General features: G+C 74.7%; 25 protein-coding genes and 1 pseudogene. 18 read left to right on the forward strand and 8 right to left on the reverse strand.

The genetic code is table 11. The features are described 5' to 3' along the window. Window positions 1-6 precede the first annotated feature (6 nt). On the forward strand, window positions 7-210 hold the full coding sequence (locus E2B92_RS04465) for a DUF397 domain-containing protein (RefSeq protein ID WP_126885251.1): 204 nt from the start codon (window positions 7-9) through the stop codon (window positions 208-210). Here the strand turns inward: E2B92_RS04465 and E2B92_RS04470 are convergent. Then, window positions 185-1,360 (reverse strand): 8-amino-7-oxononanoate synthase, encoded by a 1,176-nt coding sequence (locus tag E2B92_RS04470; RefSeq protein WP_126885250.1) that lies wholly within the window; start codon window positions 1,358-1,360, stop codon window positions 185-187. The genes E2B92_RS04465 and E2B92_RS04470 overlap by 26 nt on opposite strands. A 143-nt stretch (window positions 1,361-1,503) precedes the next feature. Here E2B92_RS04470 and bioB point away from each other — a divergent pair, with 143 nt between their 5' ends. The 7 genes from bioB (at window position 1,504) to tap (ending at window position 9,018) form a co-directional block, all read left to right on the forward strand. Next, a complete protein-coding gene (gene bioB / locus E2B92_RS04475) occupies window positions 1,504-2,706 on the forward strand; it encodes a biotin synthase BioB (RefSeq protein WP_126885249.1) in 1,203 nt (400 codons plus the stop codon). Further along, a complete protein-coding gene (locus E2B92_RS04480) occupies window positions 2,699-3,988 on the forward strand; it encodes an adenosylmethionine--8-amino-7-oxononanoate transaminase (RefSeq protein WP_126885248.1) in 1,290 nt (429 codons plus the stop codon). Before bioB ends, E2B92_RS04480 begins: the two co-directional genes overlap by 8 nt. Before the next feature lies 1 nt (window position 3,989). Then, the gene (gene bioD, locus E2B92_RS04485; protein WP_126885247.1) at window positions 3,990-4,709 is read left to right on the forward strand and encodes a dethiobiotin synthase; all 720 of its coding nucleotides are present in this window, start codon (window positions 3,990-3,992) and stop codon (window positions 4,707-4,709) included. A 2-nt stretch (window positions 4,710-4,711) separates the two neighbouring features. Beyond that, complete coding sequence (locus E2B92_RS04490; protein ID WP_126885246.1) at window positions 4,712-5,056, forward strand: VOC family protein; 345 nt, start codon at window positions 4,712-4,714, stop codon at window positions 5,054-5,056. Window positions 5,057-5,108: 52 nt separating this feature from the next. Next, entirely contained in the window at window positions 5,109-5,783 is a 675-nt protein-coding gene (locus E2B92_RS04495) for a class I SAM-dependent methyltransferase (RefSeq protein WP_126885245.1), read from the forward strand. A 10-nt stretch (window positions 5,784-5,793) separates the two neighbouring features. Beyond that, entirely contained in the window at window positions 5,794-6,573 is a 780-nt protein-coding gene (locus tag E2B92_RS04500) for an SDR family NAD(P)-dependent oxidoreductase (RefSeq protein WP_126885244.1), read from the forward strand. Between the two features lie 90 nt (window positions 6,574-6,663). Beyond that, complete coding sequence (gene tap / locus E2B92_RS04505; RefSeq protein WP_133087392.1) at window positions 6,664-9,018, forward strand: telomere-associated protein Tap; 2,355 nt, start codon at window positions 6,664-6,666, stop codon at window positions 9,016-9,018. 132 nt (window positions 9,019-9,150) lie between these two features. Here the strand turns inward: tap and E2B92_RS04510 are convergent, their stop codons facing one another. The 3 genes from E2B92_RS04510 to E2B92_RS04520 form a co-directional block, all read right to left on the reverse strand. Continuing rightward, on the reverse strand, window positions 9,151-9,651 hold the full coding sequence (locus tag E2B92_RS04510; protein WP_126884759.1) for a hypothetical protein: 501 nt from the start codon (window positions 9,649-9,651) through the stop codon (window positions 9,151-9,153). 89 nt (window positions 9,652-9,740) lie between these two features. Continuing rightward, entirely contained in the window at window positions 9,741-10,109 is a 369-nt protein-coding gene (locus E2B92_RS04515; RefSeq protein ID WP_126884760.1) for a fic family toxin-antitoxin system, toxin component, read from the reverse strand. Beyond that, the gene (locus tag E2B92_RS04520) at window positions 10,106-10,345 is read right to left on the reverse strand and encodes an antitoxin (RefSeq protein WP_126884761.1); all 240 of its coding nucleotides are present in this window, start codon (window positions 10,343-10,345) and stop codon (window positions 10,106-10,108) included. The genes E2B92_RS04515 and E2B92_RS04520 overlap by 4 nt, the downstream gene beginning before the upstream one ends. A 46-nt stretch (window positions 10,346-10,391) precedes the next feature. On the opposite strand from E2B92_RS04520, the gene E2B92_RS04525 reads away from it, so the two are divergent. From E2B92_RS04525 to mug, 6 genes are all read left to right on the forward strand, one after another. Beyond that, a complete protein-coding gene (locus E2B92_RS04525; RefSeq protein WP_126884762.1) occupies window positions 10,392-10,829 on the forward strand; it encodes a GNAT family N-acetyltransferase in 438 nt (145 codons plus the stop codon). Window positions 10,830-10,979: 150 nt separating this feature from the next. Next, window positions 10,980-12,344 (forward strand): hemolysin family protein, encoded by a 1,365-nt coding sequence (locus E2B92_RS04530; RefSeq protein ID WP_126884763.1) that lies wholly within the window; start codon window positions 10,980-10,982, stop codon window positions 12,342-12,344. Continuing rightward, complete coding sequence (locus E2B92_RS04535; protein WP_126884764.1) at window positions 12,341-13,357, forward strand: hemolysin family protein; 1,017 nt, start codon at window positions 12,341-12,343, stop codon at window positions 13,355-13,357. Before E2B92_RS04530 ends, E2B92_RS04535 begins: the two co-directional genes overlap by 4 nt. A 25-nt stretch (window positions 13,358-13,382) precedes the next feature. Continuing rightward, window positions 13,383-14,186 (forward strand): SGNH/GDSL hydrolase family protein, encoded by an 804-nt coding sequence (locus E2B92_RS04540; RefSeq protein WP_126884765.1) that lies wholly within the window; start codon window positions 13,383-13,385, stop codon window positions 14,184-14,186. Between the two features lie 59 nt (window positions 14,187-14,245). Beyond that, window positions 14,246-15,688 carry an adenylosuccinate lyase gene (gene purB, locus E2B92_RS04545; RefSeq protein WP_126884766.1) on the forward strand — a complete coding sequence of 481 codons (1,443 nt, stop codon included), beginning with the start codon at window positions 14,246-14,248 and terminating at the stop codon, window positions 15,686-15,688. A 19-nt stretch (window positions 15,689-15,707) separates the two neighbouring features. Then, on the forward strand, window positions 15,708-16,262 hold the full coding sequence (gene mug / locus E2B92_RS04550) for a G/U mismatch-specific DNA glycosylase (protein WP_126884767.1): 555 nt from the start codon (window positions 15,708-15,710) through the stop codon (window positions 16,260-16,262). On the opposite strand, the gene E2B92_RS04555 is transcribed toward mug, so the two are convergent. After that, window positions 16,259-16,696 carry a hypothetical protein gene (locus tag E2B92_RS04555; RefSeq protein WP_126884768.1) on the reverse strand — a complete coding sequence of 146 codons (438 nt, stop codon included), beginning with the start codon at window positions 16,694-16,696 and terminating at the stop codon, window positions 16,259-16,261. The two genes, mug and E2B92_RS04555, sit on opposite strands and share 4 nt — an antisense overlap. 254 nt (window positions 16,697-16,950) lie before the next feature. Here E2B92_RS04555 and E2B92_RS04560 point away from each other — a divergent pair, with 254 nt between their 5' ends. Then, entirely contained in the window at window positions 16,951-18,108 is a 1,158-nt protein-coding gene (locus E2B92_RS04560; protein ID WP_126884769.1) for an ROK family transcriptional regulator, read from the forward strand. Between the two features lie 67 nt (window positions 18,109-18,175). Here E2B92_RS04560 and E2B92_RS04565 read toward each other — a convergent pair whose 3' ends face one another. Both E2B92_RS04565 and E2B92_RS04570 read right to left on the reverse strand, forming a co-directional pair. Further along, window positions 18,176-18,922, reverse strand: a complete 747-nt coding sequence (locus tag E2B92_RS04565; RefSeq protein ID WP_126884770.1) for a GntR family transcriptional regulator — start codon at window positions 18,920-18,922, stop codon at window positions 18,176-18,178. Window positions 18,923-19,192: 270 nt separating this feature from the next. Continuing rightward, window positions 19,193-20,104, reverse strand: a complete 912-nt coding sequence (locus E2B92_RS04570; RefSeq protein ID WP_126884771.1) for an RNA polymerase sigma-70 factor — start codon at window positions 20,102-20,104, stop codon at window positions 19,193-19,195. 126 nt (window positions 20,105-20,230) lie between these two features. On the opposite strand from E2B92_RS04570, the gene E2B92_RS04575 reads away from it, so the two are divergent. Then, window positions 20,231-21,061: an alpha/beta fold hydrolase gene (locus E2B92_RS04575; RefSeq protein WP_126884772.1), complete on the forward strand. Its 831-nt coding sequence runs from the start codon at window positions 20,231-20,233 to the stop codon at window positions 21,059-21,061. A gap of 468 nt (window positions 21,062-21,529) precedes the next feature. Here the strand turns inward: E2B92_RS04575 and E2B92_RS34075 are convergent. Beyond that, window positions 21,530-21,934, reverse strand: a pseudogene (locus E2B92_RS34075) (EamA family transporter); the annotation flags it as partial. Between the two features lie 83 nt (window positions 21,935-22,017). Here E2B92_RS34075 and pdxR point away from each other — a divergent pair. Then, entirely contained in the window at window positions 22,018-23,418 is a 1,401-nt protein-coding gene (gene pdxR, locus E2B92_RS04585; protein WP_126884773.1) for a MocR-like pyridoxine biosynthesis transcription factor PdxR, read from the forward strand. Window positions 23,419-23,509: 91 nt separating this feature from the next. Further along, entirely contained in the window at window positions 23,510-25,072 is a 1,563-nt protein-coding gene (locus E2B92_RS04590) for an alkaline phosphatase D family protein (RefSeq protein WP_126884774.1), read from the forward strand. Window positions 25,073-25,173 lie beyond the last annotated feature (101 nt).

Consider the following 25,173-nt stretch of genomic DNA (forward strand, 5'->3'; position numbering starts at 1 on the left):
CCCCACATGTCTGCTTACCTCGCACACCCAGACGGCCTCCGCTGGCGGCGCAGCAGCCGCAGCGTCGGCATGAACAACTGCGTCGAGGCCGCCCGCCTCGACCCCGCGCACCTGGCCGTGCGCGACTCGAAGGACACCGCCAGGCCGCCGCTGAGGTTCTCGGCGACGGCCTGGACGTCCTTCGTCACATCCCTGAAGCGGGGCGGCTGACCGGCACGGGCTCCGGCGCCGTACGGAGGATCGTGTCGACCGCCCAGTCGATCTGAGACTCCGTCAGGTCGGCGCGGGCGGTGAGCCGGAGGCGCGAGATGCCGTCCGGCACCGAGGGCGGCCGGAAGCAGCCCACCGCGAGCCCCTCCGCCCGGCAGTCGGCCGCCCACGCCACCGCCAGCTCGGGCGAGGGGGCGCGTACGGAGACGACGGCGGCGTCCGGCCGTACGGCGGTGAGCCCCGCCGCCGTCAGCCGTGCGTGCAGGGTGGCCGCCACCGTGCGCGCCCGCCCGGCGAGCTCCGGCTCGGCGCGCAGCAGCCGCAGGCCCGCCAGCGCGGCACCGGCGGCGGCCGGGGCGAGCCCGGTGTCGAAGATGAACGTCCGGGCGGCGTTGACCAGGTGCTCGATCACCCGGGCCGGCCCGAGGACCGCTCCGCCCTGGCTGCCCAGGGACTTGGAGAGGGTGAGCGTGGCGACCACTCCAGGGGCGCCAGCGAGCCCCGCCGCGTGGAGCGCGCCGCGCCCGCCCTCGCCCAGCACGCCCAGCCCGTGCGCGTCGTCGACCACCAGCGCCGCGCCGTGCTCCCGGCACGCCGCCGCGAGCCCGGCCAGCGGCGCCGCGTCGCCGTCCACGGAGAAGACCGAGTCCGTCACGACCAGGGCCCGGCGGCCCGGGTGGGCGCCGAGGTTCTTGGCGACCGCGCCGGGGTCGGCGTGCGCGACCACCGCCGTCTCGGCGCGCGAGAGCCGGCAGCCGTCCACGATCGAGGCGTGGTTGCCCGCGTCGGAGACGATCAGCGAGCCCGGTGCGCTCAGCGCGGTCAGGGCGGCGAGGTTGGCCGCGTACCCGGAGGAGAACACCAGCGCCGCCTCGAACCCGCAGAACGCGGCGAGCTCCCGCTCCAGCTCGGTGTGGAGCTCGGTGGTGCCGGTCACCAGCCGTGAGCCGGTGGCGCCCGCGCCCCAGCGGCGGGCGGCCCCGGCGGCCGCCTCGGTGATGTCCGGGTGGTGGGTGAGGCCCAGATAGTCGTTGCTCGCCAGGTCCAGCAGGTCCGGTACGGCCGGTCGCGGGCGGAGCGTGCGGACCAGACCGGCATCCGCGCGGCGCCGCGCCTCGTCGTCGGTCCAGTCGAATGGGTCCAGCGGCATGGATCGGTCCCTTTTGTAGGCAGCGCACAGACCCTAGCCGGGCTCGGGCGTGGTCAGAGTGTGGTCATACACACACCCCAATCCGCGTCTGTTGTGGAGTTCCTCCTTGGCCCGGGGCGGTGCCGTAGGCCAGGATCAGCGCCATGGACCTGCTGAACACGCTGGTGGACAAGGGGCTTCGGCGCGAGCTGCCGACCCGCGAAGAAGCGCTCGCCGTGCTGGCGACCTCCGACGACGAGCTGCTGGATGTGGTGGCCGCGGCCGGGAAGGTGCGCCGGCAGTGGTTCGGGCGGCGGGTGAAGCTCAACTACCTGGTCAACCTCAAGTCCGGGCTGTGCCCGGAGGACTGCTCGTACTGCTCGCAGCGGCTCGGCTCCAAGGCGGAGATCCTCAAGTACACCTGGCTGAAGCCGGAGGAGGCGTCCAAGGCCGCGGCGGCGGGTGTCGCGGGCGGCGCCAAGCGGGTCTGCCTGGTCGCCAGCGGCCGCGGTCCGACGGACCGGGACGTCGACCGCGTCTCGAAGACCATCGAGGCCATCAAGGAGCAGAACGAGGACGTCGAGGTGTGCGCGTGCCTCGGGCTCCTCTCGGACGGCCAGGCGGAGCGGCTGCGGTCCGCGGGGGCGGACGCGTACAACCACAACCTCAACACGTCCGAGGGGACGTATGGGGACATCACGACCACGCACACGTACGCGGACCGCGTGGACACCGTCCAGAAGGCGCACGCGGCCGGCCTGTCCGCCTGCTCCGGCCTGATCGCGGGCATGGGCGAGAGCGACGAGGACCTGGTCGACGTCGTCTTCGCGCTGCGCGAGCTGGACCCGGACTCGGTGCCGGTGAACTTCCTCATCCCCTTCGAGGGCACGCCCCTCGCGAAGGAGTGGAACCTGACCCCGCAGCGGGCGCTGCGCATCCTGGCGATGGTCCGCTTCGTCTGTCCCGACGTGGAGGTCCGCCTCGCGGGCGGGCGCGAGGTGCACCTGCGCACCCTCCAGCCGCTCGCCCTGCACCTGGCCAACTCCATCTTCCTGGGCGACTACCTCACCAGTGAGGGCCAGGCCGGCAAGGCCGACCTCGAGATGATCGCCGACGCCGGGTTCGAGGTGGAGGGCACGGACACCACCACGCTGCCCGAGCACCGGGCGGACGCGTCGTCGTGCGGCACCGGCGGAGGCTGCGGTTCCGTGTGCTCGTCGGACGGCTCGAACGCGTCGGACGCGTCGGACGTCCCGGCCCCGTCCGGCGCGAAGGCGGTGCCCGCCGTGGGTGCCGACCAGGCGCGGACCGACCTGGTCGCCGTGCGGCGCCGGGGCGCCGGCACCGACCTCGCCCCCAATGCGTGAGTTCACCGCCGCCGAGCTGATCGCCCTCGACCGGGCCCACGTGTGGCACCCGTACGGCCCCATGCCGGGCCGTACGGACCCGCTCGTCGTGGAGTCCGCGTCCGGGGTCCGGTTGCGGCTCGCCGCACCCGCCCACGGGCAGGACGAACTGGTCGACGGCATGTCGTCCTGGTGGTCCGCCGTCCACGGCTACAACCACCCCGTCCTCAACGAGGCGGCACGCGGCCAGCTCGAGAGGATGAGCCATGTGATGTTCGGCGGGCTCACCCACGAGCCGGCCGTGCGGCTGGCCACGCGGCTAGTCGAGATCACCCCGGAGCCGCTGCGGCACGTCTTCCTGTGCGACTCGGGCTCGGTGTCCGTCGAGGTCGCGATCAAGATGTGCCTCCAGTACTGGCGCTCGGCGGGCCGGCCAGCCAAGCGCCGCCTGATGACCTGGCGCGGCGGCTACCACGGCGACACCTGGCAGCCGATGTCGGTGTGCGACCCCGAGGGCGGGATGCACGAGCTGTGGTCGGGTGCGCTGCCCCGGCAGGTCTTCGCGGAGCCGCCACCGGTCACCTACGAGGAGGCGTACGCCGAGGAGCTGCGGGCGGCGGTCGCGCGGCACGCGGACGAGCTGGCCGCGGTGATCGTCGAGCCGGTGGTGCAGGGCGCGGGCGGGATGCGGTTCCACGACCCGGCCTACCTGCGGGTGCTGCGGGAGGCGTGCGACGCGCACGACGTGCTGCTGGTGTTCGACGAGATCGCGACCGGCTTCGGCCGCACGGGCACTCTGTTCGCCGCCGAGCACGCGCGCGTGGCGCCGGACGTGATGTGCCTGGGCAAGGCGCTGACCGGCGGCTACCTGTCGCTGGCGGCGACCCTGTGCACCGCGCGCGTGGCGGACGGCATCTCGCGGGGCGAGGTCCCGGTGCTGGCGCACGGGCCGACGTTCATGGGCAATCCACTGGCCACGGCCGTGGCGTGCGCCTCGATCGACCTGCTGCTGGAGCAGGACTGGGCCGGGGAGGTCAAGCGGATCGAGGCGGGCCTGCGGGACGGGCTGGCACCGGTCCTCGACCTGCCGGGCGTGCGGGACGTGCGGGTCCTCGGTGCCATCGGCGTCGTCCAGCTCGACCACCCGGTGGACATGGCGGCCGCGACGGCGGCGGCGGTGCGCGAGGGCGTGTGGCTGCGGCCCTTCCGGGACCTGGTGTACGTGATGCCTCCGTACGTCACGGGGGACGAGGACCTGGCACGGATCTGCCGCGGGGTGTTCGCGGCGGCGCGGGAGGGATGAGATGTCGGTACTGGTGGTCAGCGGCACGGGCACGGAGATCGGCAAGACCGTCGTGACGGCCGCGCTGGCGGCGGTGGCGCGCGCGGCGGGGCGGTCGGTGGCCGTGCTGAAGCCCGCGCAGACCGGGGTCGGTCCCGGGGAGCCGGGCGACGCCGACGAGGTCGTACGGCTCGCGGGCGACGGGGTCACGCCGGTGGAACTGGCGCGGTTCCCCGAGCCGTTGGCGCCGGACACGGCGGCGCGGCGGGCCGGGATGGCCCCGGTGGGCCCGGCCGAGGTGGCGGACGCCGCGCGGAAGCTGGCGGCCGAGCACGACCTCGTCCTGGTCGAGGGCGCGGGCGGGCTGCTCGTGCGGTACGACGAGGAGGGCGGCACGCTCGCGGACGCGGCCCGGCTGCTGGGCGCGCCGGTGCTGGTGGTGGCGCCCGCGGGGCTGGGCACGCTGAACATGGTGACGCTGACCGCCGAGGCGCTGCGGGGTCGCGGGCTGGCGCAGGCGGGCGTGGTCGTCGGAAGCTGGCCGGACGAGCCGGGGCTCGCCGAGCGCTGCAACGTCACGGACCTGCCGAAGGTGGCGGGCGCGCCGCTGCTGGGCGCGGTGCCCACGGGGGCGGCGGCACTGCCGGCGGCCCGCTTCCGCGCGCTGGCGGCCGGGTGGCTCGCCCCGGCGCTCGGCGGCACCTGGGATGCGGAGGCGTTCGCGGCGGCCGTAGGCTCCTGATCATGCGTGCTGTCGTCAGCGAGATCGTGTTCGACTGCGCCGACCCGGCCGCGCTGGCCCGCTTCTGGGCCGCGCTGCTGGGCGGCGAGCCGGTGGACCGGAGCCCGGACTGGTCGTACGTCGATCCTCCCGGCTTCGTACGGGTCGCCTTCCAGCGGGTGCCGGAGGGCAAGGCCGCCAAGAACCGGCTCCATCTGGACCTGGAGGGCGGGGACGTGGCGACGGCGGCCGAGGAGGCGGTCCGGCTCGGCGCGGCGCGGGTGGGGGACGTGGTGGTGGACGCGTACGGCGACTTCCAGGTGCTGCGGGACCCGGAGGGCAACGAGTTCTGCTTCGTGAGCGGCTGACGGGGGGACACTGACGGTGTCTGCCCCTGGCCCCTCTCCCGGGAGGTCCGCGATGCGCGACACCGTCCACCACCCGCTGTTCGCCCGCTTCTACGCGCGCGTGAGCGTCGCCATGGACGCCAGGGGCGGGCTGGGCGCCCACCGTGAGGAACTGCTGGCCGGGATCTCCGGCCGGGTCATCGAGGTCGGCGCGGGCAACGGGCTGAACTTCGCGCACTACCCGCGCACCGTGTCGGAGGTCGTCGCGATCGAGCCGGAGCGGCGCCTGCGGCACCTGGCCGCGCGCGCGGCGCTGCGCGCCGAGGTGCCGGTGGACGTGGTGCCGGGCGTTGCGGAGGCGCTGCCGGTGAAGAGCGAGGCGTTCGACGCGGCGGTCGTGTCGCTGGTGCTGTGCACGGTACGGGACCTGCCGCGGGCGCTGCGGGAACTGCGGCGGGTGCTGCGGCCGGGCGGTGAACTGCGGTTCTTCGAGCACGGGCTGGCCGAGGGCCGCGCCCTGGCGACGGTGCAGCGGTCGCTGGACCGCACGGTGTGGCCGCTGCTGTTCGGCGGGTGTCACACGGCACGCGACCCGCTGGCCGTCATCGAGGCGGCGGGGTTCGAGATCGTCACCCACCGGCGGCTGCGCGTCCCGGAGCGGGGGCCGCAGTTGCCCTCCTCGCCCTGTGTGCTGGGCGTGGCCCGGCGGCCCGGCCCGGAGGACGGACCGGAGCACCGCGCGGACTAGTGTGCGGGGCATGACGTCGCACGCGTACCTCGCGCAGTTGTTCTCGCTGGACGGCCGGACCGCCCTGGTGACGGGCGGCAGTTCCGGCATCGGCCGGGCGATCGCGGGCGCCCTCGCGCGGGCGGGGGCGAGCGTGGTGATCGTCGCGCGCCGGGAGGCGGAGCTGGCGTCCACGGTCGACGAGCTGCTGGCGGACGGCTGCCGGGCCGCCTGGGTGAGCGGTGACCTGTCCACCCGCGACGGTGTGCGGTCGGCCGGGGAGCGGGCGGCGGAGGTGTACGGCGAGCCCGACATCCTCGTCAACAGCGCGGGCGTCAACCTGCGCCCGCCGATGGGCGAGGTGGGCGAGGAGGTCTGGGACGCCACGATGGCGGTGAACCTGGAGGCCCCCTTCCTGCTCGGCGAGCGCTTCGGCCCCGGCATGGCGGAGCGGGGCTTCGGGCGGATCATCCACGTCACCTCGCAGCAGGCGCACCGGGCGTTCGTGCAGAGCGGCGCGTACGGGGTGTCGAAGGGCGGCCTGGAGTCGCTGGCCCGGTCGCAGGCCGAGGCGTGGTCCTCCTCGGGCGTCACCTGCAACACCCTGGTGCCGGGCTTCGTGCTGACGCCGCTCAACGCCCGGCTCCAGTCCGACCCCGAGACGGTCGCCGGGCTGGCCGCGCGCACGATGGTGGGGCGCAACGGCCTCGCGGACGACTTCGCCGGTGCGGCGGTGTTCCTCGCGAGCGCCGCGTCGGGGTACGTCACCGGGCACTCCCTCTTCGTCGACGGCGGGCTGTCCGTCCACTGACCGGCGTGGGCCGTGCGCCGGCCCGTGTGCGTCCGGCGTTAGGCGCGGTGTGCGTTTCGGCTAGGGTGATCGTCCCTGGAGGTGACCCCCGTGCCCAATGAGCAGGAACAACTGTTCGCGGCGGTCGACGCGCTGCTGGAGCAGGCCGCGCAGGACCCGCTGCCCGACCCCGACGAGCGCAAGCGGCTGCGTGAGGCCGCCGGGCTGAGCCAGGACCAGATCGCCAGGGCGCTGTCGGTACGGCGGGAGACGGTCACCGGCTGGGAAACGGGCCGCACCGAGCCCCGGGCGCCGAAGCGGGCCGCCTACGCGAGGCTCCTGTCGGGCCTCGCCGAACGCCACCCCGCGCCCACCGCGCGGGACGCGGCGCACACGCCGGACGCGGCGCCCCGGGCCGAGGCCGCCGTCCGCACGGCACCCGCGCCCTCCGCGCCCCCGGCCGCCGCCCCCTCCCCCACGGTGCCCGCGGCCACCGCGCCACAGGCCGCCCCACGTGCAGCCGCCACCCCGCCGGTCGCCGCGCCCGACGAGGCACCCGCCGCCCCACCCGCGCAGGCGGCCGCCCCACCCGCGCCCGGCGCCCAGCCGACCGCCCAGCCAGCCGCGCAGCCGGCCCCCCAGCCCCACGCCCACCCGACCGCCCAGTCCGACGCCCGACCGACCGCCCCGACCGCCCAGTCCGACGCCCGACCAGCCGCCCGACCGACCGCCCCGACGGCCACGCGACAGGGGGCTCCGGCGCGACGGCAGGCGCCGCCCGCCGGGGTCGACGAGCGGTTCACCAACGGGCCGGTCGCCGTGCTGGACGGGGACGGGAACGCGTACTGCGCCGGGGGCCTGGTCCTCGACTGCCCCGCCCGGGACGTCCCGGCGCTCGTCGCCTGGGCGCTGGGCGAGGCACGGCTGGGCGCGCCCCGGCTGCACCGCAACGGCAAGGACGCCGACCCGCTCGTCGTCCTCACCGAGGCGGCGGCCGTGCGGCTCGGGCTGCCGGCCGAGCTGACCGACCGGCGCGGTCTGCGGCTGCCCGAGGACCACAAGGTCGTGCGGCAGATCAAGAAGGCGAAGTGGCAGCTCACGCGCCGGGGTTTCGGGCCGTGGGCCTGGGTGTACCGCCCGGCGCAGGGCAGCCGGCGCGTCTGCGTGCAGTTCGCCGTCCTTCCCTGGGGCGCGCTGGACAGCCGCGCGTGGGGCGACGCCGCGGGGCTGCCCCCGGCCGAACTGGCCGACACGCTCGCCACGTACGCCTCCCGGGTCATCACGCCCCGCGGCACGACCGCCGTGTGCGGGCTGGAGCTGATGAGCGCGCTGCGCCCGCCGACCCGGGCGGTGTACGACGAGGCCGCGGGCGCCTGGGTGTCCGCGCCCGGCCCGGGGTCGCTCGTCGAGCCCGTGGACCCGGCGCCGCCCGAGGCGCCGGACGAGCACCCGGTGGTCGCGCGGCTGTACCCGCGCGGGCACCGGCGTACGCCGGACGAGGTCCTCGACGAGGAGGCGTACGACTGGATCCGCGATCCGGAGACGCTCACCGACGCCGAGTGCGCGCGGCCGTTCGCGGTGGGCATCGACGTCAACATGGCCTTCGCGGCGGCCGCGAACCGGCTGACGGTCGGGCTGGGCGCGCCGGTCCACGTGACGTCGCCGGTGTTCGACAGGAAGACGCCGGGCTCCTGGCTGGTGGACCTGTCCGCCGTGGAGGTCGACCCGCGTCTGCCGAGCCCGTTCACCCCGCACGGCGCCCGTCCGGAGGGACCGGCGTGGTACGCCACGCCGACCGTGGCGTACGCGGTGGAGCTGGGCCACGAGGTCCGGCCGGCCGAGGCGTACCTGCGCCCCGACAGCGGCCCGTACCTGGACGCCTGGTACCAGCGGCTGAGGGACGCGTACCTGACGACCATGGAGGAGCTGGGCGTACGCGCCGGGATGCCGGAGGACGCGTACCTCGCCGCCATGGAGGCGGTCGACCGGCTCAAGGCGGAGGACCCGGGGCGGGCCGCGGTGCTGTCGGCCGTCAAGTCGACCGTCAAGGGCGGTATCGGCAAGCTGCGGGAGCGTCCGCAGGGCGCCGGGTACCGCCCGGGGGAACGGTGGCCCGCGCTGGAGCGTCCCACCTGGCGGCCCGACATCCGCGCGGCCGTCATCTCCACGGCCCGGGTGAACATGCACCGCAAGATGCGCCGTCTCGCGGAGGGCGCGGGGCTGTTCCCCATCGCCGTCCTGTCGGACTGCGCCGTCTACCTCTCCGGCGGGCCGACGCCGCTGGACTTCCTGCCGCGCACCCCGGAGGGCGCGCCGCTGCCGGGCGGTTTCCGGCTGGGGGTGTCGCCGGGCATGGTCAAGCACGAGGGCACGCAGTCCCTGATGTGGGCGGTGGGGCTGCTGGACGAGGGCCACAACCCGGCGCGCCACATCAAGGGCACGGACGCGGCGGCGGGCGGGGAGTAGCGGCGCGACGGCCGCGCACGGGGCGGCGGACACGTCGGCCGGGAGACGGCGGGGGCCTGACGAGGACCGGCCGCCGGACCGTGGCGCGCCGGCCGCCGGTCCGGTGCCGCGGCCGGCCGCCGGTCCGCCGGTTTACGCCTTGTCGAGTTCGTCGGCGAAGGCCCGCAGGGCGTCGGCGAGCTCCTTCTTGGTGGGCAGTTCGTCGACCTTCTTGTCGAGGTCGTCGATGCGCTTCTGGATGTCCGTCAGGTCGGGCGGGGTGCCCGGGTCGCTCGGCACGGGCCCGGTGGGCGCCGGGTCGGTGGGCACGGACGTCGGGCTGGGGTCCGTGGGCCCGCCGCTGCCGCCGCCGTCGGTGGACCCGCCGTCGGCGGACCCGCCCTCGGTGACGCCCACCGAACCGCCGCTGTCCCAGCCACCGTCCGTACCACCCGTGGTCTCCCCGCTCGATCCCTCCGGCGGGATGGTCGGGTCGGGCTGTGCGGTCGCCGGGGGCGCCGTGGTCCCGGTGGGGGACGGTTCGCCGCTGTCTCCGGCCGCGAGGGCGCCGCCGATGCTCAGGACCACGGCCGCCGCCGTACCGGCGACGGCGATGGCGATGCGTCTCGTACGTATGTTCCCTGTGGGTGCCATGGGACGAACCGTAGCCGCGCGTCCGGGCGGACGGAGCACTTCCGGTGATCTCCCGCGAAAACGCCCGCGGAGCCCGGCCCCTCGGGGGTTCAGGCACTCCATCCGCGCAGTTCGGCGGCGACGGCGCGGACGTCGGCGCCCGCTTTGACCAGGCGGGCCAGGTCCCTGACCCGCTCGGGCGAGGCCGCGACGTCCAGGCCGGAGGCGACGAGGTAGCCGTACGCGACGGCGCAGGCGTACAGGGCGTTGGAGTGCTCCAGAGCGGGGACGTGCAGCAGCAGTTGCAGCAGCGCGGCAGCCCGCAGGTGCGGGTCGCCGTAGACCGGGACGCCGAAGATCTCGGCGTCGTGCCGGCTCACGGCGGCGACGAGGGCGCCCCAGTCGGTGACCCGGGGGTCGCCCGGCGTCTTCTGCTCGGCCACCATCAGCAGCCAGGCGAGGTCCACCGAGAGGGTCATGCCGGCTTGTCGGGCGTGCGCCGGGCGGGGGCGCCGGACTCCTCGGCGAAGACGGACTCGTACCGCTTCATGAAGTCGGCGGCGGCCTCCACGAAGGTGTGGCCGGTCTCGCCCGCGTCCCGCTGGACGAGCTCCTCGATGTACCGGTTCACGCTGACGCCCCGCTGCCGCGCCCTGCGGCGGGCGGCCTCGGCGGTGGTCTCGTCGACGCGTACGTTGAGCTGGGTCTTCGCCACACCGTCACGCTAGCGTGATTCCGCTAGCACCGGCAATGATGAGGTCATGGATGATCTACGGATACGCGCCGCCTCACCGGCCGACCTCGACGCCGTCCTCGCCTTCTGGAAGGTCGCGGCGGAGGGCACCAGCATCAGCGACGACCGGGCGGGCGTGGAGCGGCTGGTCGCCCGGGACCCGGAGGCGCTGATCCTCGCCGAGACCGCCGCGGGCGCCCTCGCGGGGACGGTGATCGCCGGCTTCGACGGCTGGCGCTGCCACCTCTACCGGCTCGCGGTGCACCCGGACCACCGGCGCCGCGGCGTCGGCGCGGCGCTCCTCGCGGCCGCCGAGGAGCGGTTCGCCGACCTCGGGGGGCGGCGGGCCGACGCCATGGTCCTCGACCGCAACGCGCTCGCCCACCACGCCTGGCGGGCCGCGCGGTACGCGCCGCAGCCGGAGTGGAGCCGGTGGGTCAAGCCCCTCGAGGGCCGGGAAGGCTGATCACTTTGCCGATCCTTTACCATGGGTGGATCAATCCCCGGAGAACGGAAGGTGTGAGCGTCCACCCATGGGCGAGCCTCCCAGTAGCACCCGTAGCCGAGATCGCGCGTCCCTCCACTCCGTGGCCGACCATGGGACGGAGGTGACCCGATGACCGAAGTGCTCCTGCTCCTCGTGGCGCTGCTGCTCTCCCTGGCGTGCGGCGCGTTCGTGGCGGCCGAGTTCTCCCTGACGACCGTCGAGCGCGGAGAGCTCGAACGGGCCGTCGAGCGGGGTGAGCGCGGGGCCGCGGGCGCCCTCAAGGCCGTCCGCTCCCTCACCTTCCAGCTCTCCGGCGCCCAGCTCGGGATCACGGTCACCAACCTGGTCGTCGGCATGCTGGCCGAGCCGTCCATCGCCAAGCTCATCCGCGGCCCGCTCCAGGACATCGGCCTCTCGGCCTCCGTGGCCTCCTCGGTGGCGCTGGTCCTCGGTACGGCCCTGTCGACGGTCGTCCTGATGGTGGTCGGCGAACTGGTTCCCAAGAACTGGGCCATCTCCTCCCCGCTGGGCGTCGCCAAGGTGGTCGCCACCCCGCAGCGGGTCTTCACGGCCGCGTTCAAGCCGCTGATCAGCCACCTCAACAACACGGCCAACCGCATGGTTCGCCGGCTCGGCATGGAGCCGGCCGAGGAGCTGGCCTCCGCGCGCAGCCCGCAGGAGCTGGTGGCCCTGGCCCGCCACTCGGCGCGCGAGGGCGCCCTGGAGCCGGACACCGCCGAGCTCTTCGTCCGCACCCTGAACCTGGCCGAGCTGACGGCGGAGAACGTGATGACCCCGCGCGTCCAGGTCACGGCCCTGGAGGCACAGGCCACCGCCGAGGACGTCGCCAACGCGACCCGCGCCACCGGCCTGTCCCGCTTCCCCGTCTACCGGGGCGGCCTGGACTCGGTCATCGGCATCGCGCACATCAAGGACGTCCTGGCCGTCCCGGCCGGGCAGCGGCACCGCAAGCCGGTCTCGGAGATCCTCCGCGAGCCGCTGCTGGTCCCGGAGTCGCTGACCGTGGACCGGCTCCTGGACCGGTTGTCCGGCAAGACGACGATGGCCGTCGTCATAGACGAGTACGGCGGCACGGCCGGCGTCGTGACACTGGAGGACATCGTCGAGGAGGTCGTCGGCGAGGTGCGCGACGAGCACGACCCGCACGAGACGCCGGACCTGGCGCCCGCGGGCGAGGACGCCGACGGGCGGGCCCTGTGGTCCGCGGACGGCGCCGCCCGCACCGACCAGCTCGAGACGATCGGCCTGAGGGTGCCGGACGGCCCGTACGAGACCCTCGCCGGGCTCGTCGCCACCGAGCTGGGCCGCATCCCCGCCGTCGGGGACCGCGTCACGCTGGGCGGCTGGCTGCTCGACGTCGTGGACGCCTCCGGGCGCCGTGCCGCGCGGGTGCTGCTGCACGCCCCGGTGGGCGGGCCGGAGGACGGCCCCGGTGCGCCGGGGACCCATGAGAGCGGGGAGGCGGGCCGATGACCGCGATCCAGTTGCTGATCGGCCTGTTGACGCTGGTCGTGAACGCCTTCTTCGTCGGCGCGGAGTTCGCCATGATCTCCGTGCGCCGCAGTCAGATCGAACCGGAGGCGGAGGCCGGGAACCGGCGGGCGCGCAGCGTCATCTGGGGCCTGGAGCACGTCTCGGCGCTGCTCGCGGCGGCGCAGCTCGGCATCACGCTGTCCACGCTGGTGCTCGGTGTCGTCGCCGAGCCGGCCATCGCCCACCTGCTGGAGCCGGTGTTCGACGCCGTCGGCGTGCCGCACGGGCTGGTGCACCCGATCTCGTTCGTGATCGCGCTGTCGGTCGCCACCTACCTGCACATGCTGCTGGGCGAGATGGTGCCGAAGAACATCGCCCTGGCCGAGCCGACGCGTACCGCGCTGCTGCTGGGCCCGCCGCTGGTGGCGCTGGCACGGGCGCTCAAGCCGGTGATCTTCACGATCAACGCCTTCGCCAACACCCTGCTGAAGCTGATGCGGGTGCAGACGCGGGACGAGGTCTCGGCGACGTTCTCCGACGACGAGCTGGCGCGGATGGTGACGGACGCCGGTGACGCGGGGCTGCTCGACGACCGGGCGGCCGAGCGGCTGCACGACGCCCTGGAGCTCGGGCGCCGCCCGGTGCGCGAGGTGGTGATGCCGGTGGAGCGGGTGGTGTACGCCCGGGTCGGCACCACCCCGGAGGAGCTGGAGGCGCTGGCCGCCGAGTCGGGCTTCTCGCGGTTCCCCGTGGTCGACTCGACCCGCCGCATCCTCGGCTACCTGCACGTGAAGGACGCGCTGGACGCGACGCCGCGCGACCTGCCGTTCCCCGTCTCTGCGATGCGGCCCATCGCCCGGGTGCGGGCGGCCACGCCACTGGACGACGTCCTGACGGCGATGCGCCGCAGCCGTACGCACCTGGCGGCCGTGCTGGACGACGACGGCAGGCTCGCCGGGATGGTGACCATGGAGGACGTACTGAGGAAGCTGGTCGGCCGTCCGGCGGTCTGATACCAGGCGGTACGATCACTCCGCCATGGAGATGAATGCCACCTACACCAGTTTCGTCGCGGTGGGCGACAGCTTCACCGAGGGCATGTCCGACCTCCTGCCGGACGGCTCCTACCGGGGCTGGGCCGATCTGCTGGCGGCCCGCCTCGCCGCCCGGACGCCCGGCTTCCGGTACGCCAACCTCGCCGTGCGCGGCAAGCTGATCGGCCAGATCGTCGACGAGCAGGTGGACCGCGCGGCGGCCATGCGGGCCGACGTCGTCACCCTGGTCGGCGGGCTGAACGACACCCTGCGGCCCACATGCGACATGGGCCGGGTGCGCGGGCTGCTGGAGGAGGCCGTGGAGCGGCTGGCGCCGTCGTGCGGGCGGCTGGTGCTGATGCGCAGCCCCGGCCGCAACGGCCCCGTCATGGAGCGGTTCCGGCCGCGCATGGAGGAGCTCTTCGGATACGTCGACGAGCTGGCCGCCCGGCACGGGGCCCTGGTGGTCGACCTGTACGGCGCGGAGGTGCTGGGCGACCAGCGGCTGTGGGACGTGGACCGGCTCCACCTGACCACGGAGGGGCACCGGCGGGTGGCCGAGGCCGTGTGGCAGGCGCTCGGCCTGGATCCGGAGGAGGACTGGCGGGCGCCGCTGGCGCCGGCGGTGCCGCTCGCCTGGGCGGCCCGGCGGATCGGCGACCTCCGGTTCGCCCGGCAGCACTTGGGGCCGTGGATCGGGCGGCGGCTGACCGGCCGGTCGTCGGGCGACGGGCGGCCGGCCAAACGGCCGGAGCTGCTGCCGTACGTCCTCGGCGACGACACTCCGGCCGCCGGGCCGCGCTCGTAGCAACCCACAATCCGGACCGCGGCGCCGACCTGCACAAACCGCCAGTAGAATCTGGTCACGTGACTGCTGTGTCTGCGAAGCCTCGCATCCCCAATGTCCTGGCCGGCCGCTACGCCTCCGCGGAGCTCGCCGTCCTGTGGTCCCCCGAGCAGAAGGTCGTGCTGGAGCGCCGGCTGTGGCTCGCCGTGCTGCGCGCCCAGAAGGACCTCGGGATCGAGGTGCCGGACGCCGCGCTCGCCGACTACGAGCGGGTGCTCGACCAGGTCGACCTGGCGTCGATCGCCGAGCGGGAGAAGGTCACGCGCCATGACGTGAAGGCCCGCATCGAGGAGTTCAACGCGCTCGCCGGGCACGAGCACGTCCACAAGGGCATGACGTCCCGCGACCTCACCGAGAACGTCGAGCAGCTCCAGATCCGGCTCTCCCTGGAGCTGGTCCGCGACCGCACGGTGGCGGTGCTGGCCCGGCTGGGCAAGCTGGCGGGCGAGTACGGCGAGCTGGTCATGGCCGGGCGCTCGCACAACGTCGCCGCGCAGGCCACGACGCTGGGCAAGCGGTTCGCGACCGCCGCGGACGAGCTGCTGGTGGCGTACGCGCGGGTGGAGGAACTGCTGGGCCGCTACCCGCTGCGCGGCATCAAGGGCCCGGTGGGCACGGCGCAGGACATGCTCGACCTGCTGGGCGGGGACGCGGCGAAGCTGGCGGAGCTGGAGCGGCGGATCGCCGGGCACCTGGGCTTCGCGCACGCCTTCACCTCGGTCGGCCAGGTCTACCCCCGCTCGCTGGACTACGAGGTCGTCACCGCGCTGGTGCAGCTCGCCGCCGCCCCGTCGTCGCTGGCCAGGACGATCCGCCTGATGGCCGGGCACGAGCTGGTCACCGAGGGCTTCAAGCCCGGCCAGGTCGGCTCCTCGGCGATGCCGCACAAGATGAACACCCGCTCCTGCGAGCGCGTCAACGGCCTGATGGTCATCCTGCGCGGCTACGCGTCGATGACCGGCGAGCTGGCGGGCGACCAGTGGAACGAGGGTGACGTCTCCTGCTCGGTGGTCCGCCGGGTGGCGCTGCCCGACGCGTTCTTCGCGCTCGACGGGCTGCTGGAGACGTTCCTGACGGTGCTCGACGAGTTCGGCGCGTTCCCGGCGGTCGTCGCCCGCGAGCTGGACCGCTACCTGCCGTTCCTCGCCACCACCAAGGTGCTGATGGCGTCGGTGCGCGCCGGGGTGGGCCGCGAGGTCGCGCACGAGGCCATCAAGGAGAACGCGGTGGCGTCGGCGCTGGCCATGCGTGAGCAGGGCGCCGAGCGCAACGAGCTGCTCGGCAAGCTCGCCGCCGACGACCGCATCCCGCTGGACCGCGCCCAGCTCGACGCGGCGATGGCGGACAAGCTGTCGTTCACGGGTGCCGCCGCCGATCAGGTCGGCGCGGTGGTCGCCCGGATCGAGGAGATCGCCAAGCAGCACCCGGAAGCCGCCGGTTACGTCCCCGGTGCGATCCTCTGACGCGGGGCACACGACCCGTATGACTCCTCAGGAACTCCAGGCCGCCCGCGACCGCATCGTGCCCGATGTGATCGCGGGCGGCCTGTCTGTACTGTTCTGCGGCATCAACCCGGGGCTGATGTCGGCCGCGACGGGCCACCACTTCGCCCGCCCCGGCAACCGCTTCTGGCCCGTGCTGCACCGTTCCGGCTTCACCCCGCGGCAGTTGAAGCCGTCCGAGCAGGACGAGCTGCTTCTCCACGGGCTGGGCATCACCAACGTCGTGGCCCGGGCCAGCGCGCGGGCCGACGAGCTGACCGCCGAGGAGTTCCGCGAGGGCGGCCGGCTGCTCGCCCTGAAGGTGGAGCGGCTGCGGCCGCGCTGGCTGGCGGTGGCGGGTGTCACCGCGTACCGCACCGCCTTCGACGAGCCCAAGGCGCGGACGGGCCCGCAGGACCGGATGATGGGCGACACCCGGATCTGGGTCCTGCCCAACCCCAGTGGCCTGAACGCCCACTGGACGCTGGAGACGATGGCGGAGGAGTTCGCCCGGCTGCGCGCCGCCGCCCAGGAGGGGTCCCCGGGCGGGTCCTAGGGCGGGTCTATGTCGGTCACCGCGGCGACGAGCTGGAAGGGCAGCTCCGTGTCCCCCTGCGCGATGCCCAGGGCTATCCAGCGCCCGTCCGCCCGCCACAGGTGCACGTCCGGCACGGACTGGCTGAGGGCGTCCCACGGGTCGGGTATGTCCTCCCCGGACATACCCCGGTCGAACACCGACCACAGGCTGAAGACCTGCGGGTCGCCCCAGCGGGCCGTGAGCAGCACCGCGAGCGCGTCGCGCTCCGCCTCGTACTGCTCCTCGACGATCTCCCGCCGGGTGCCGTCGTCGTCCCAGAAGTCCTCGCTCGTGGCGAGGTCCACGAGGTGGTAACCAACGCCGCTGCAACCGCTGTCCGTTCTGCCGAACGTCCCCGGGAAGGGCAGGGAGCGCAGCCGGTCGATGGCCGTCAGGTGCCGTGCGGTGGTCATGGCTCCAGTAAAGCGGCCACCACTGACAATTGGCGTTCCGTCAGACCCCGGCCAACCCGCGGCCGACCCCCGGCCGCCACGCTGCCGGCCCCCGGTCGGCACCGGCCGCCCGCCCGGGGCCGGGGGCCGTCGGCGGCCGGGCGGGTGCCGCGCGGGCCCGGGCCCGGCCATGGCTCCGGAGGCCACCGGCTCGCCGCTGGTTCAACCATTGAGTACCATCCGGCAGACACGCGCTCTAGCTGGGAGGACACACGGTGGGCCGGCTGACCGGCGGGGACCCGTCGCTGTTGCGGCGGATCAATTCCGCGGTGGTACTCCATGCCCTGCGGGGCGCCGACGCGCGCACGCTCACCGACCTCACCCGGATCACGGGGCTGTCCCGGCCGACGGTCGAGGGTGTGGTCGAGGGGCTCATCGGCAACGGTCTGGTGGTCGAGGCGGCCCCCGAGGAGGGGGAGGCGCGGCGCCAGGGCCGGCCGGCGCGGAGGTTCCGCTTCCGCGCGGAGGCGGGGCACCTGCTGGGGGTCGAGATCGGGCCGCACCGGGTGGCCGCGCTGCTGTCGGGACTGGACGGGCGGATCATCGGCGCCGGGTCCCGGGAGGTGTCGGAGACGGCGTCGGCGGACGAGCGGCTGGAGCGGGTCCGGGCGGTGGTCGCCGACGTGCTGCGGCGCACCGGTGTGGCGCGCGGCAGCCTTCGGGCGGTGGGGGTCGGGACGCCGGGGATCGTGGAGGCCGACGGGACGATCCGGCTCGGGACGGCGCTGCCCGGCTGGACGGGCCTGGCGCTCGGTGAGCGGCTGCGGCGGTCCTTCCGGTGTCCGGTGCTGGTCGAGAACGACGCGAACGCGGCGGCGGTGGCCGAGCAGTGGAAGGGCGCCGCGACCGATTCGGACGACATCGTCTTCGTGCTGGCCGGGCTGAGCCCGGGGGCCGGGTCGCTGATCGGCGGGCGGCTGCACCGGGGGTTCGGCGGGGCGGCCGGGGAGATCGGCGCCCTGCACCTGCTGGGGCAGGGGGCGAGGCCGGAGACGCTGCTGTCGACCACCGACGAGCCGCTGCACCCGCTGGACGAGCAGGCGGTGGCGGAGGTCTTCGCGCTGGCGCGGAAGGGCGACGAGCGGGCCCGGGCGGCGGTGGACCGGTTCATCCAGCGGCTGGTGCACGACGTGGCGGCGCTGGTGCTGGCGCTCGATCCGGAGCTGGTGGTGGTCGGGGGCTGGGCGGCCGGCCTGGACGGCGTGCTCCAGCCGCTGCGGGACGAGCTGGCGCGGTTCTGTCTGCGGCCGCCCCGGGTGGCGCTGTCGCTGCTGGGTGAGGCGGCGGTGGCGACGGGTGCGCTGCGGCTGGCGCTCGACCATGTGGAGGAGCAGCTCTTCGCGGTCGAGAAGACGGTGACGGCCCGCCGCTGAGCGACGGGCCGTGGACGGTTCTCGCGAAACCGAACCGGAAGCGGAACCGGGCGCGGTGCCGGGACCGTCAGGACGCGATGTCGAAGTCCCCCGCGTCGCCGAAGGTGAGCCGGCAGGTGTCGGCGCGGTAGGTGGCGACGGAGACGGCCGCGGTGCGGCCGTCGGACAGGTACCGGGTGGTGACGACGAGGACGGGGGCGCCGGGCAGCCGGTCGAGCTCCTTGGCGTCGTCCGCGCGGGCGGAGCCCAGCTCCACGGCGCGGTCCTGGCCGTCGAGCGCGAGTTGCTGGAGTGCGCGCAGGACGGCGCGGGCGCGGGCGGCGCCGGAGGGGGCCTCGATGGCGGTGAGCCCGGGCACGGAGGCGGCCGGGACGTAGAGCTGCTCCGCCGCGACGGCCTGACCGTGCGTCATACGGAGGCGGCGCACGGTGTGCACCGGCTCGTCGGCGCCCCGGTCCAGCTCGAGGAGGCGGGCCACGGCGGCGGGCGGGGCGGTGAGCGCGCAGTCGACGGGCTGCCAGGTCTCCTCGCCGGCGCCGGGCCACCGGGCCTGGGCGGTGGAGACGTCCACCCCCATGCGGGGCGGCGCGACGGTGGTGCCGACGCCGCGGCGGCGCTGGAGGCGGCCCTCCAGTTCGAGCTGCTCCAGTGCCTGACGGAGCGTGGCGCGGGCGACGCCGAAACGGGCGGCCAGTTCACGCTCGTTGGGCAGGATCTCCCCCACGGAGAAATCCGTGTCCAGTGCTTCACCGATCACGGTCTTCAGATGCCAGTACTTGGGCTCCGGCACCGATTCCAGTTGCGTGGTCCCCACCCTGATCCTCCGCAATCGCCGGGCTCCCGGCGGCTTTCCGTGCCTTGTTTATTAAAGGTTCCTGCACTATCCCTGCGACCATAAGGCGGCACTCACCCTTGGTCAAGACCAATCGTCGGCCGGTTACGGAGCGGGGTCGAGCCCTGTCGCAGAGCGTTCACAGGGTGTTCGCGTACGCGGCTCGCGGCGGCGCGGGCACGGCGAAGGGCCCCGCGCCCGACCGGAGCGCGGGGCCCTTGGGGTGGCCGTGGACGGCGGTTACGGCGGCGGTTACGGCACCAGGGAGGAAAGCTTGTCCGGATTGCGCACGATGTAGATGCACCGGATCCGGCCGTCGGCCACGTCGACCTGCACCAGCGAGTCGGGCTTCCCGCCGTCCAGGACCAGCAGGGCCGGTCCCCCGTTGACCTCGAGGACCCGGAGCTCGGCGTGGGCGGCCGGCGCACCGGCGACCGCGCACAGGAAACGGCCGATCTTGTCGGCGCTGTCCATGACCCGCAGCGGCGCCTTCGCCTTGCCGCCGCTGTCGCCGACGAGCCGGACGTCCGGGGCCAGCAGGGCGAGCAGCCCGTCCAGGTCGCCCCCGGCGGCCGCGGCGAGGAACCGCTCGGTGAGATCGCGGCGTTCGGCGGGGTCGACGTCGTACCGGGGCCTGCCCTCGTCGACATGGCGGCGGGCCCGGCCGGCGAGCTGCCGCACGGCCGCCTCCGACCGGTCGAGGGTGGCCGCGATCTCCGCGTACGGGAAGCCGAACGCCTCGCGCAGCACGAACACCGCCCGCTCCAGCGGCGAGAGGGATTCGAGGACCACCAGGACGGCGAGCGACACGGAGTCGGCGAGCACCGCGCGTTCGGCGGTGTCGGGGACGGCGGGGCCGAAGTCGGTGACGACCGGTTCGGGCAGCCAGGGGCCCACGTACGCCTCGCGCCGCGCCTGGACCTGGCGCAGCCGGTCGATGGCGAGCCGGGTGGTGACCCGGATCAGGAAGGCCCGCGGTTCGCGGATGCCCGAGCGGTCGGCTGCCGACCAGCGCAGCCAGGCGTCCTGGACCACGTCCTCGGCGTCGGCGACCCGGCCGAGCATCCGGTAGGCCACGCCCGTCAGTACGGCCCGGTGGGTCTCGAAGATGCCGGTGACGTCGTCGGCGTCCGTGCCGGAGTGCGTGCGGGTGTCGGTAGCCACCGTCCCATCATGCGGTACGGCGGGCACGCGGCTCGGCCCGACCCCTTGAACTCGAAGCTACTGGACGGTAATTGTTGCTGACGCAGCGTCTACCACAGGGCGTGCACAGGGACAGGGAGCAGCAGCATGGCCGCACAGGTGTCCTTCCCGGTCGAGTCGCCGCGCGGCTCCGGCACGGTGTCGGTGGAGTACGAGCGGAAGGGTGACGGGGAGCCGCTGCTGCTGCTCCACGGCATAGGCCACCACTGGCAGGCGTGGCAGCCGGTGGTGGACATTCTCGCCGCCGACCGTGAGGTGATCGCCGTCGACCTGCCGGGGTTCGGTGCCTCCTCCGCGCTGCCCGACGGCTTCGCGTACGACCTGGCGACGGTCGTGCCGGTGCTGGGCGCGCTGTGCGAGGCCCTGGACCTCGACCGTCCGCACGTGGCGGGCAACTCGCTGGGCGGCCTGCTGGCGCTCGCGCTCGGCCGCGACAGGCTCGTACGGTCGGTGACGGCGCTCTCGCCCGCCGGTTTCTGGACCGAGCAGGAGCGCCGGTACGCCTTCGGGACGCTGCTCGCCATGCGCCAGGGGGCCGAGTCCCTGCCGCTGCCGATGATCGAGTGGCTGTCCCGGTCGCCCGCCGGGCGGGCCGCGCTGACCAGCAGCATCTACGCGCGGCCCGGGCGCCGTTCACCGGAGGCGGTGGTCGCCGAGACGCTCGCGCTGCGCGGGGCCACCGGCTTCCGCCGGACGCTGGACGCCGGGCGCCGGGTCCTGTTCACCGACGACGTCCCCGGGCTGCCCGTCACCATCGCGTGGGGCACCCGTGACCGGCTGCTTCTGCGCCGCCAGGGCGTCCGTGCCAAGCGGGCGGTCCCCGGGGCGCGGCTGGTGCGCCTGCCCGGTTGCGGACACGTGCCGATGAACGACGATCCCGCCCTGGTCGCGCGCGTGCTCCTGGACGGCAGCCGCTGACCGGCGGCCCAGGACCCCCGAGCCGAGCGCGACGCCCGCGCCGACCAGCGCGCTGCCGGCGCCCTGGGCGAGACCGTAGGAGCCGGTGGCGACGAGCGGCGCGGTCATCGCCGCGGACACCGGGATCAGCCCGGAGAAGAGGGTGGCGCGCTCGGCCCCGATCCGCTGCACGCCCATGTACCAGCAGACGAACCCGACGACCGTGACGACGGCGGCCTGCCACAGCAGCGCGAGCGCCTCCTGCCCGGTCGGTACGCGCAGCGCGGCCGTGCCGTCCATCAGCAGCCCCGCCACGGCCGCTTCCAGGGCGGCGACCCCGCACACGGTGGCCGACAGCGCCTTGGGCCCGAGCGGCTTCAGCACCGGCACGGCCAGGACCGCGAACCCCACCTCGCCCGCCAGCGCCCCCACCGACCAGGCGAGCCCGGCCAGGTCGGTGCGCCCCCACCCCTGCACGGTGAACGCCCCGGCGGCCACGAGCAGCGCCCCGTACAGCACCGGCCGCGCGGGCCGGCGCCCGCCCAGGGCCGGCACCAGTACGGCGACCACCACGGGCGCGCAGCCGACGAGGACACCCGGGACGGCCGGTTCCGCGGTGCGTTCGGCCGCCAGTACGGCGAGGTTGAACCCGACCATGCCCACGGCCGCCAGCACCGCCACCCGCGCCCACTGGCGTGCCGTGAGCCTCCGTACGGCGGCGGCTCCGCCCCGGCCCACGAACGGCATCAGCAGCAGGAGCGCCAGGCCGTAGCGGAGCGCCTGCCCGCCCGCGTACGGGTAATCGCCGAGCAGGCTGTTGGCGGTGAAGGAGGCGCCGACGAGGACGCAGGCGAAGGCGGCGAGCAGGGCTCCCCGGGTCCGGTTCGCGTTCATGGCGACGACGCTAGGCGGGGCGGCGGTCCGGTGGCAGGACCACTTCGCCCGGTGGTTCGTGGACCACTTGTAGGGTCGGCGGCATGAGGGAGGAACAGGGCGGGGGAACCTGGGAGTTGCTGTCACCGGCGGTCGCGGCACCGCCCCGGCGGCGCGGCCGGGCGCTCCAGTCGGCGCTGCGCGACGCGGTCAGGTCGGGCCGGCTGGCGGCGGGGACGCGGCTGCCGTCCAGCCGCGAGCTGGCGGCCGACCTCGGCGTCTCGCGGGGGCTGGTGACGGAGGCGTACGAGCAGCTCACGGCCGAGGGGTACCTGCGCAGCGGCCGGGGCGCCGGGACGTGGGTGGGCGACGCGGTGCGGAGCGCCACGCCCGCGGCACGGGACCTGGCGCCGCGCGGCGGGGACGCCCGGGTGGACTTCCGCCCCGGCACGCCGGACCTGTCGCTCTTCCCGCGCACCGCCTGGGCGGCCGCCCACAGGGCCGTGCTGTCCCGGCTGCCGCACCACGCGCTCGGCTATCCCGACCCGCGCGGGCTGCCGGAGCTGCGGACGGCCCTGGCCGCACTGCTGACGCGGCGGCGGGGCGTGGTGGCCGACCCGGAGCGGCTCGTGGTGTGCTCCGGGGTGGCGCAGGCGATGACGCTCCTCGGGTTCGTCCTGCGGGAGCGGGGCCTGCGGGCCCTGGGCGTCGAGGATCCGGGCACGCCGGAGCCCGCCGCCCTGTTCGCGTCGGCCGGACTGGGGACCGTACCCCTGCCGCTGGACGCGGAGGGGCTGGCCGTCGGGCCGCTGGCCGCGTCCGGTCTGAGGGCGGCGGTCACCACGCCGGCCCACCAGTTCCCGTCCGGGATCGCCTACTCCGCGCGGCGCCGGGCCCACCTGCTGGAGTGGGCCCGCGCGGTGGACGGGTACCTGATCGAGGACGACTACGACGGCGACTTCCGCTACGACCGCTCCCCCGTCGGCGCCCTCCAGGGCCTCGATCCGGAGCGCGTGGTGTACACCGGCTCCGTCAGCAAGTCCCTCGCGCCGGGGCTGCGGCTCGGCTGGATGCTCGTGCCCGGAGCGCTGGCCGACGAGGTGGTGGGGCGCAAGCGCACCATGGACCTGGGCAACCCGTCGCTGGAGCAGGCCGTGCTCGCCCACTTCGTGACGAGCGGCGGCTACGACCGCCAGTTGCGCCGCTGCGGCCGCGCCTACCGGGAGCGGCGGGACGCGCTCATCGCCGCTCTGGAGGAGCACTTCCCCGGTACGGAGGTCAGCGGCATCGCGGCCGGGCTCCATGTCATCGCGCGCGTGCCGGGGCGGTACGCGGCCGAGGGGCCCTTCCTGCGGCGGGCGGCCGCGGCGGGGGTGGCGCTGCGGCCGCTCACCGACTATGGGTCGGCGCGGTTCGGGGACGGCGACGTGCGGCTGGTGCTGGGGTACGCCCATCTGACGCCGTCCGAGATCGCGCTCGGGGTGCGGCTGATGGCCGGTGGCTGAGGGGGGTTGTTCACGCGGGGTTCGCGTGTGCGCCGCACCCGGGCGCTAGGCATGGGGCGGTTCCCCTGTCCCGTGTTCCGGAGGCGTACCGATGCCGCACCGTACGAGCCCCTTGCCCGCCCGCCGTTCCGTCCTGCGCGGTTCGCTGGCCGCGTCGGCGGCCCTGTCCCTGGGCGCCGTCGCGTCCGCGCCCGCGTTCGCCCGCTCCGGGCGGCCGAGTGCCCGGTGGGGGGTGCAGACGGGTGACGTGACGGCGACGTCCGGGCTGGTGTGGGTCCGCTCGGACAGGCCGGCCCGGATGGTGGTGGAGACGTCGGCCACGGAGTCGTTCCGGCACGTCCGCCGCCACCCGGGCCCCCTGCTGGGCCCGGACACCGACTTCACCGGCACCACCGCGCTGCGCGGCCTGCCGCCGGGCGAGCAGGTCCACTACCGGGTCACGCTCACCGACCCCGACGACCCCCGGCGCGGCGGGGAGCCGGTCACGGGCACCTTCCGCACGGCCCCCGCGCGGCGCCGGGACGGGGTGCGGTTCCTGTGGTCGGGTGACATCGCGGGGCAGGGCTGGGGCATCAACCCGGACATCGGCGGCTTCTTCGCGTACGAGGAGATGCGGCGCCTGGACCCGGACTTCTTCCTGTGCAGCGGCGACACCGTCTACGCCGACGGGCCGCTGCGGCCGAGCGTGACGCTCCCGGACGGGCGCGTCTGGCGCAACCTGATGACCGAGGAGAAGGCGAAGGTCGCCGAGACGCTCGCCGAGTACCGGGGGAACTTCCGGTACAACCTGCTGGACGACAACGTCCGGGCGTTCAACGCCCAGGTGCCGTCCGTCGTGCAGTGGGACGACCACGAGGTGCGCAACAACTGGTACCCGGGCCAGATCCTGGACGACCCGCGCTACACCGAGAAGGACGTCGACGTGCTGGCCGCCCGGTCACTGCGGGCGTTCGGCGAGTACTTCCCGGTGTCCACCCTCCACGCGGGCCGAATGCACCGGGTGGTGCGGTACGGGCCGCTGCTGGACGTGTTCGTCCTGGACATGCGTACGTACCGCAACGCCAACTCGCCCGGGCGGCAGACGGACGACGGCACCGGCATCCTGGGCGCCGCGCAACTGGCCTGGCTGAAGCGGGAGCTGAGCCGGTCGCGCGCGGTGTGGAAGGTGCTGGCCGCGGACATGCCGCTCGGCCTGGTGGTGCCGGACGGGGCCACGGACATCGAGGCGGTCGCGCAGGGCGACCCGGGCGCGCCGCTGGGCCGTGAGCTCCAGATCGCCGAGCTGCTGCGGTTCGTCAAGCACCGGCGGATCACCGGCACCGTGTGGCTGACGGCCGACGTGCACCACACGTCGGCCCAGCACTACGCGCCGGAGCGGGCCGCGTTCCAGGACTTCGCGCCGTTCTGGGAGTTCGTGTCGGGGCCGCTCGCGGCGGGCGGGTTCCCGGCGAACGCCCTGGACGGTACGTTCGGCCCGCGGCGGGTCTTCGTCCGGGCGCCGGAGCGGGCGAACGTGTCGCCGTTGGAGTCGCCGCAGTACTTCGGCGAGGTGGACATCGACGGCGACAGCGGCGAACTGACCGTACGGCTGCGGGCGACCGGGGGCGCGACGCTGTTCACCACGACGCTCGCGCCGGGCCGGGTCGGGCAGTGAGGGCGGGGCCCGAACTGTGAAAACCGGACCATTGGGGTCAGAGGCACACTTAACCCATCAGTCACAGAGCGTTCGTGATCACGCAACACCACTGGGTCACA

The organism is Streptomyces sp. WAC05374, assembly GCF_004353505.1.
Classification (GTDB): Bacteria; Actinomycetota; Actinomycetes; order Streptomycetales; family Streptomycetaceae; genus Streptomyces.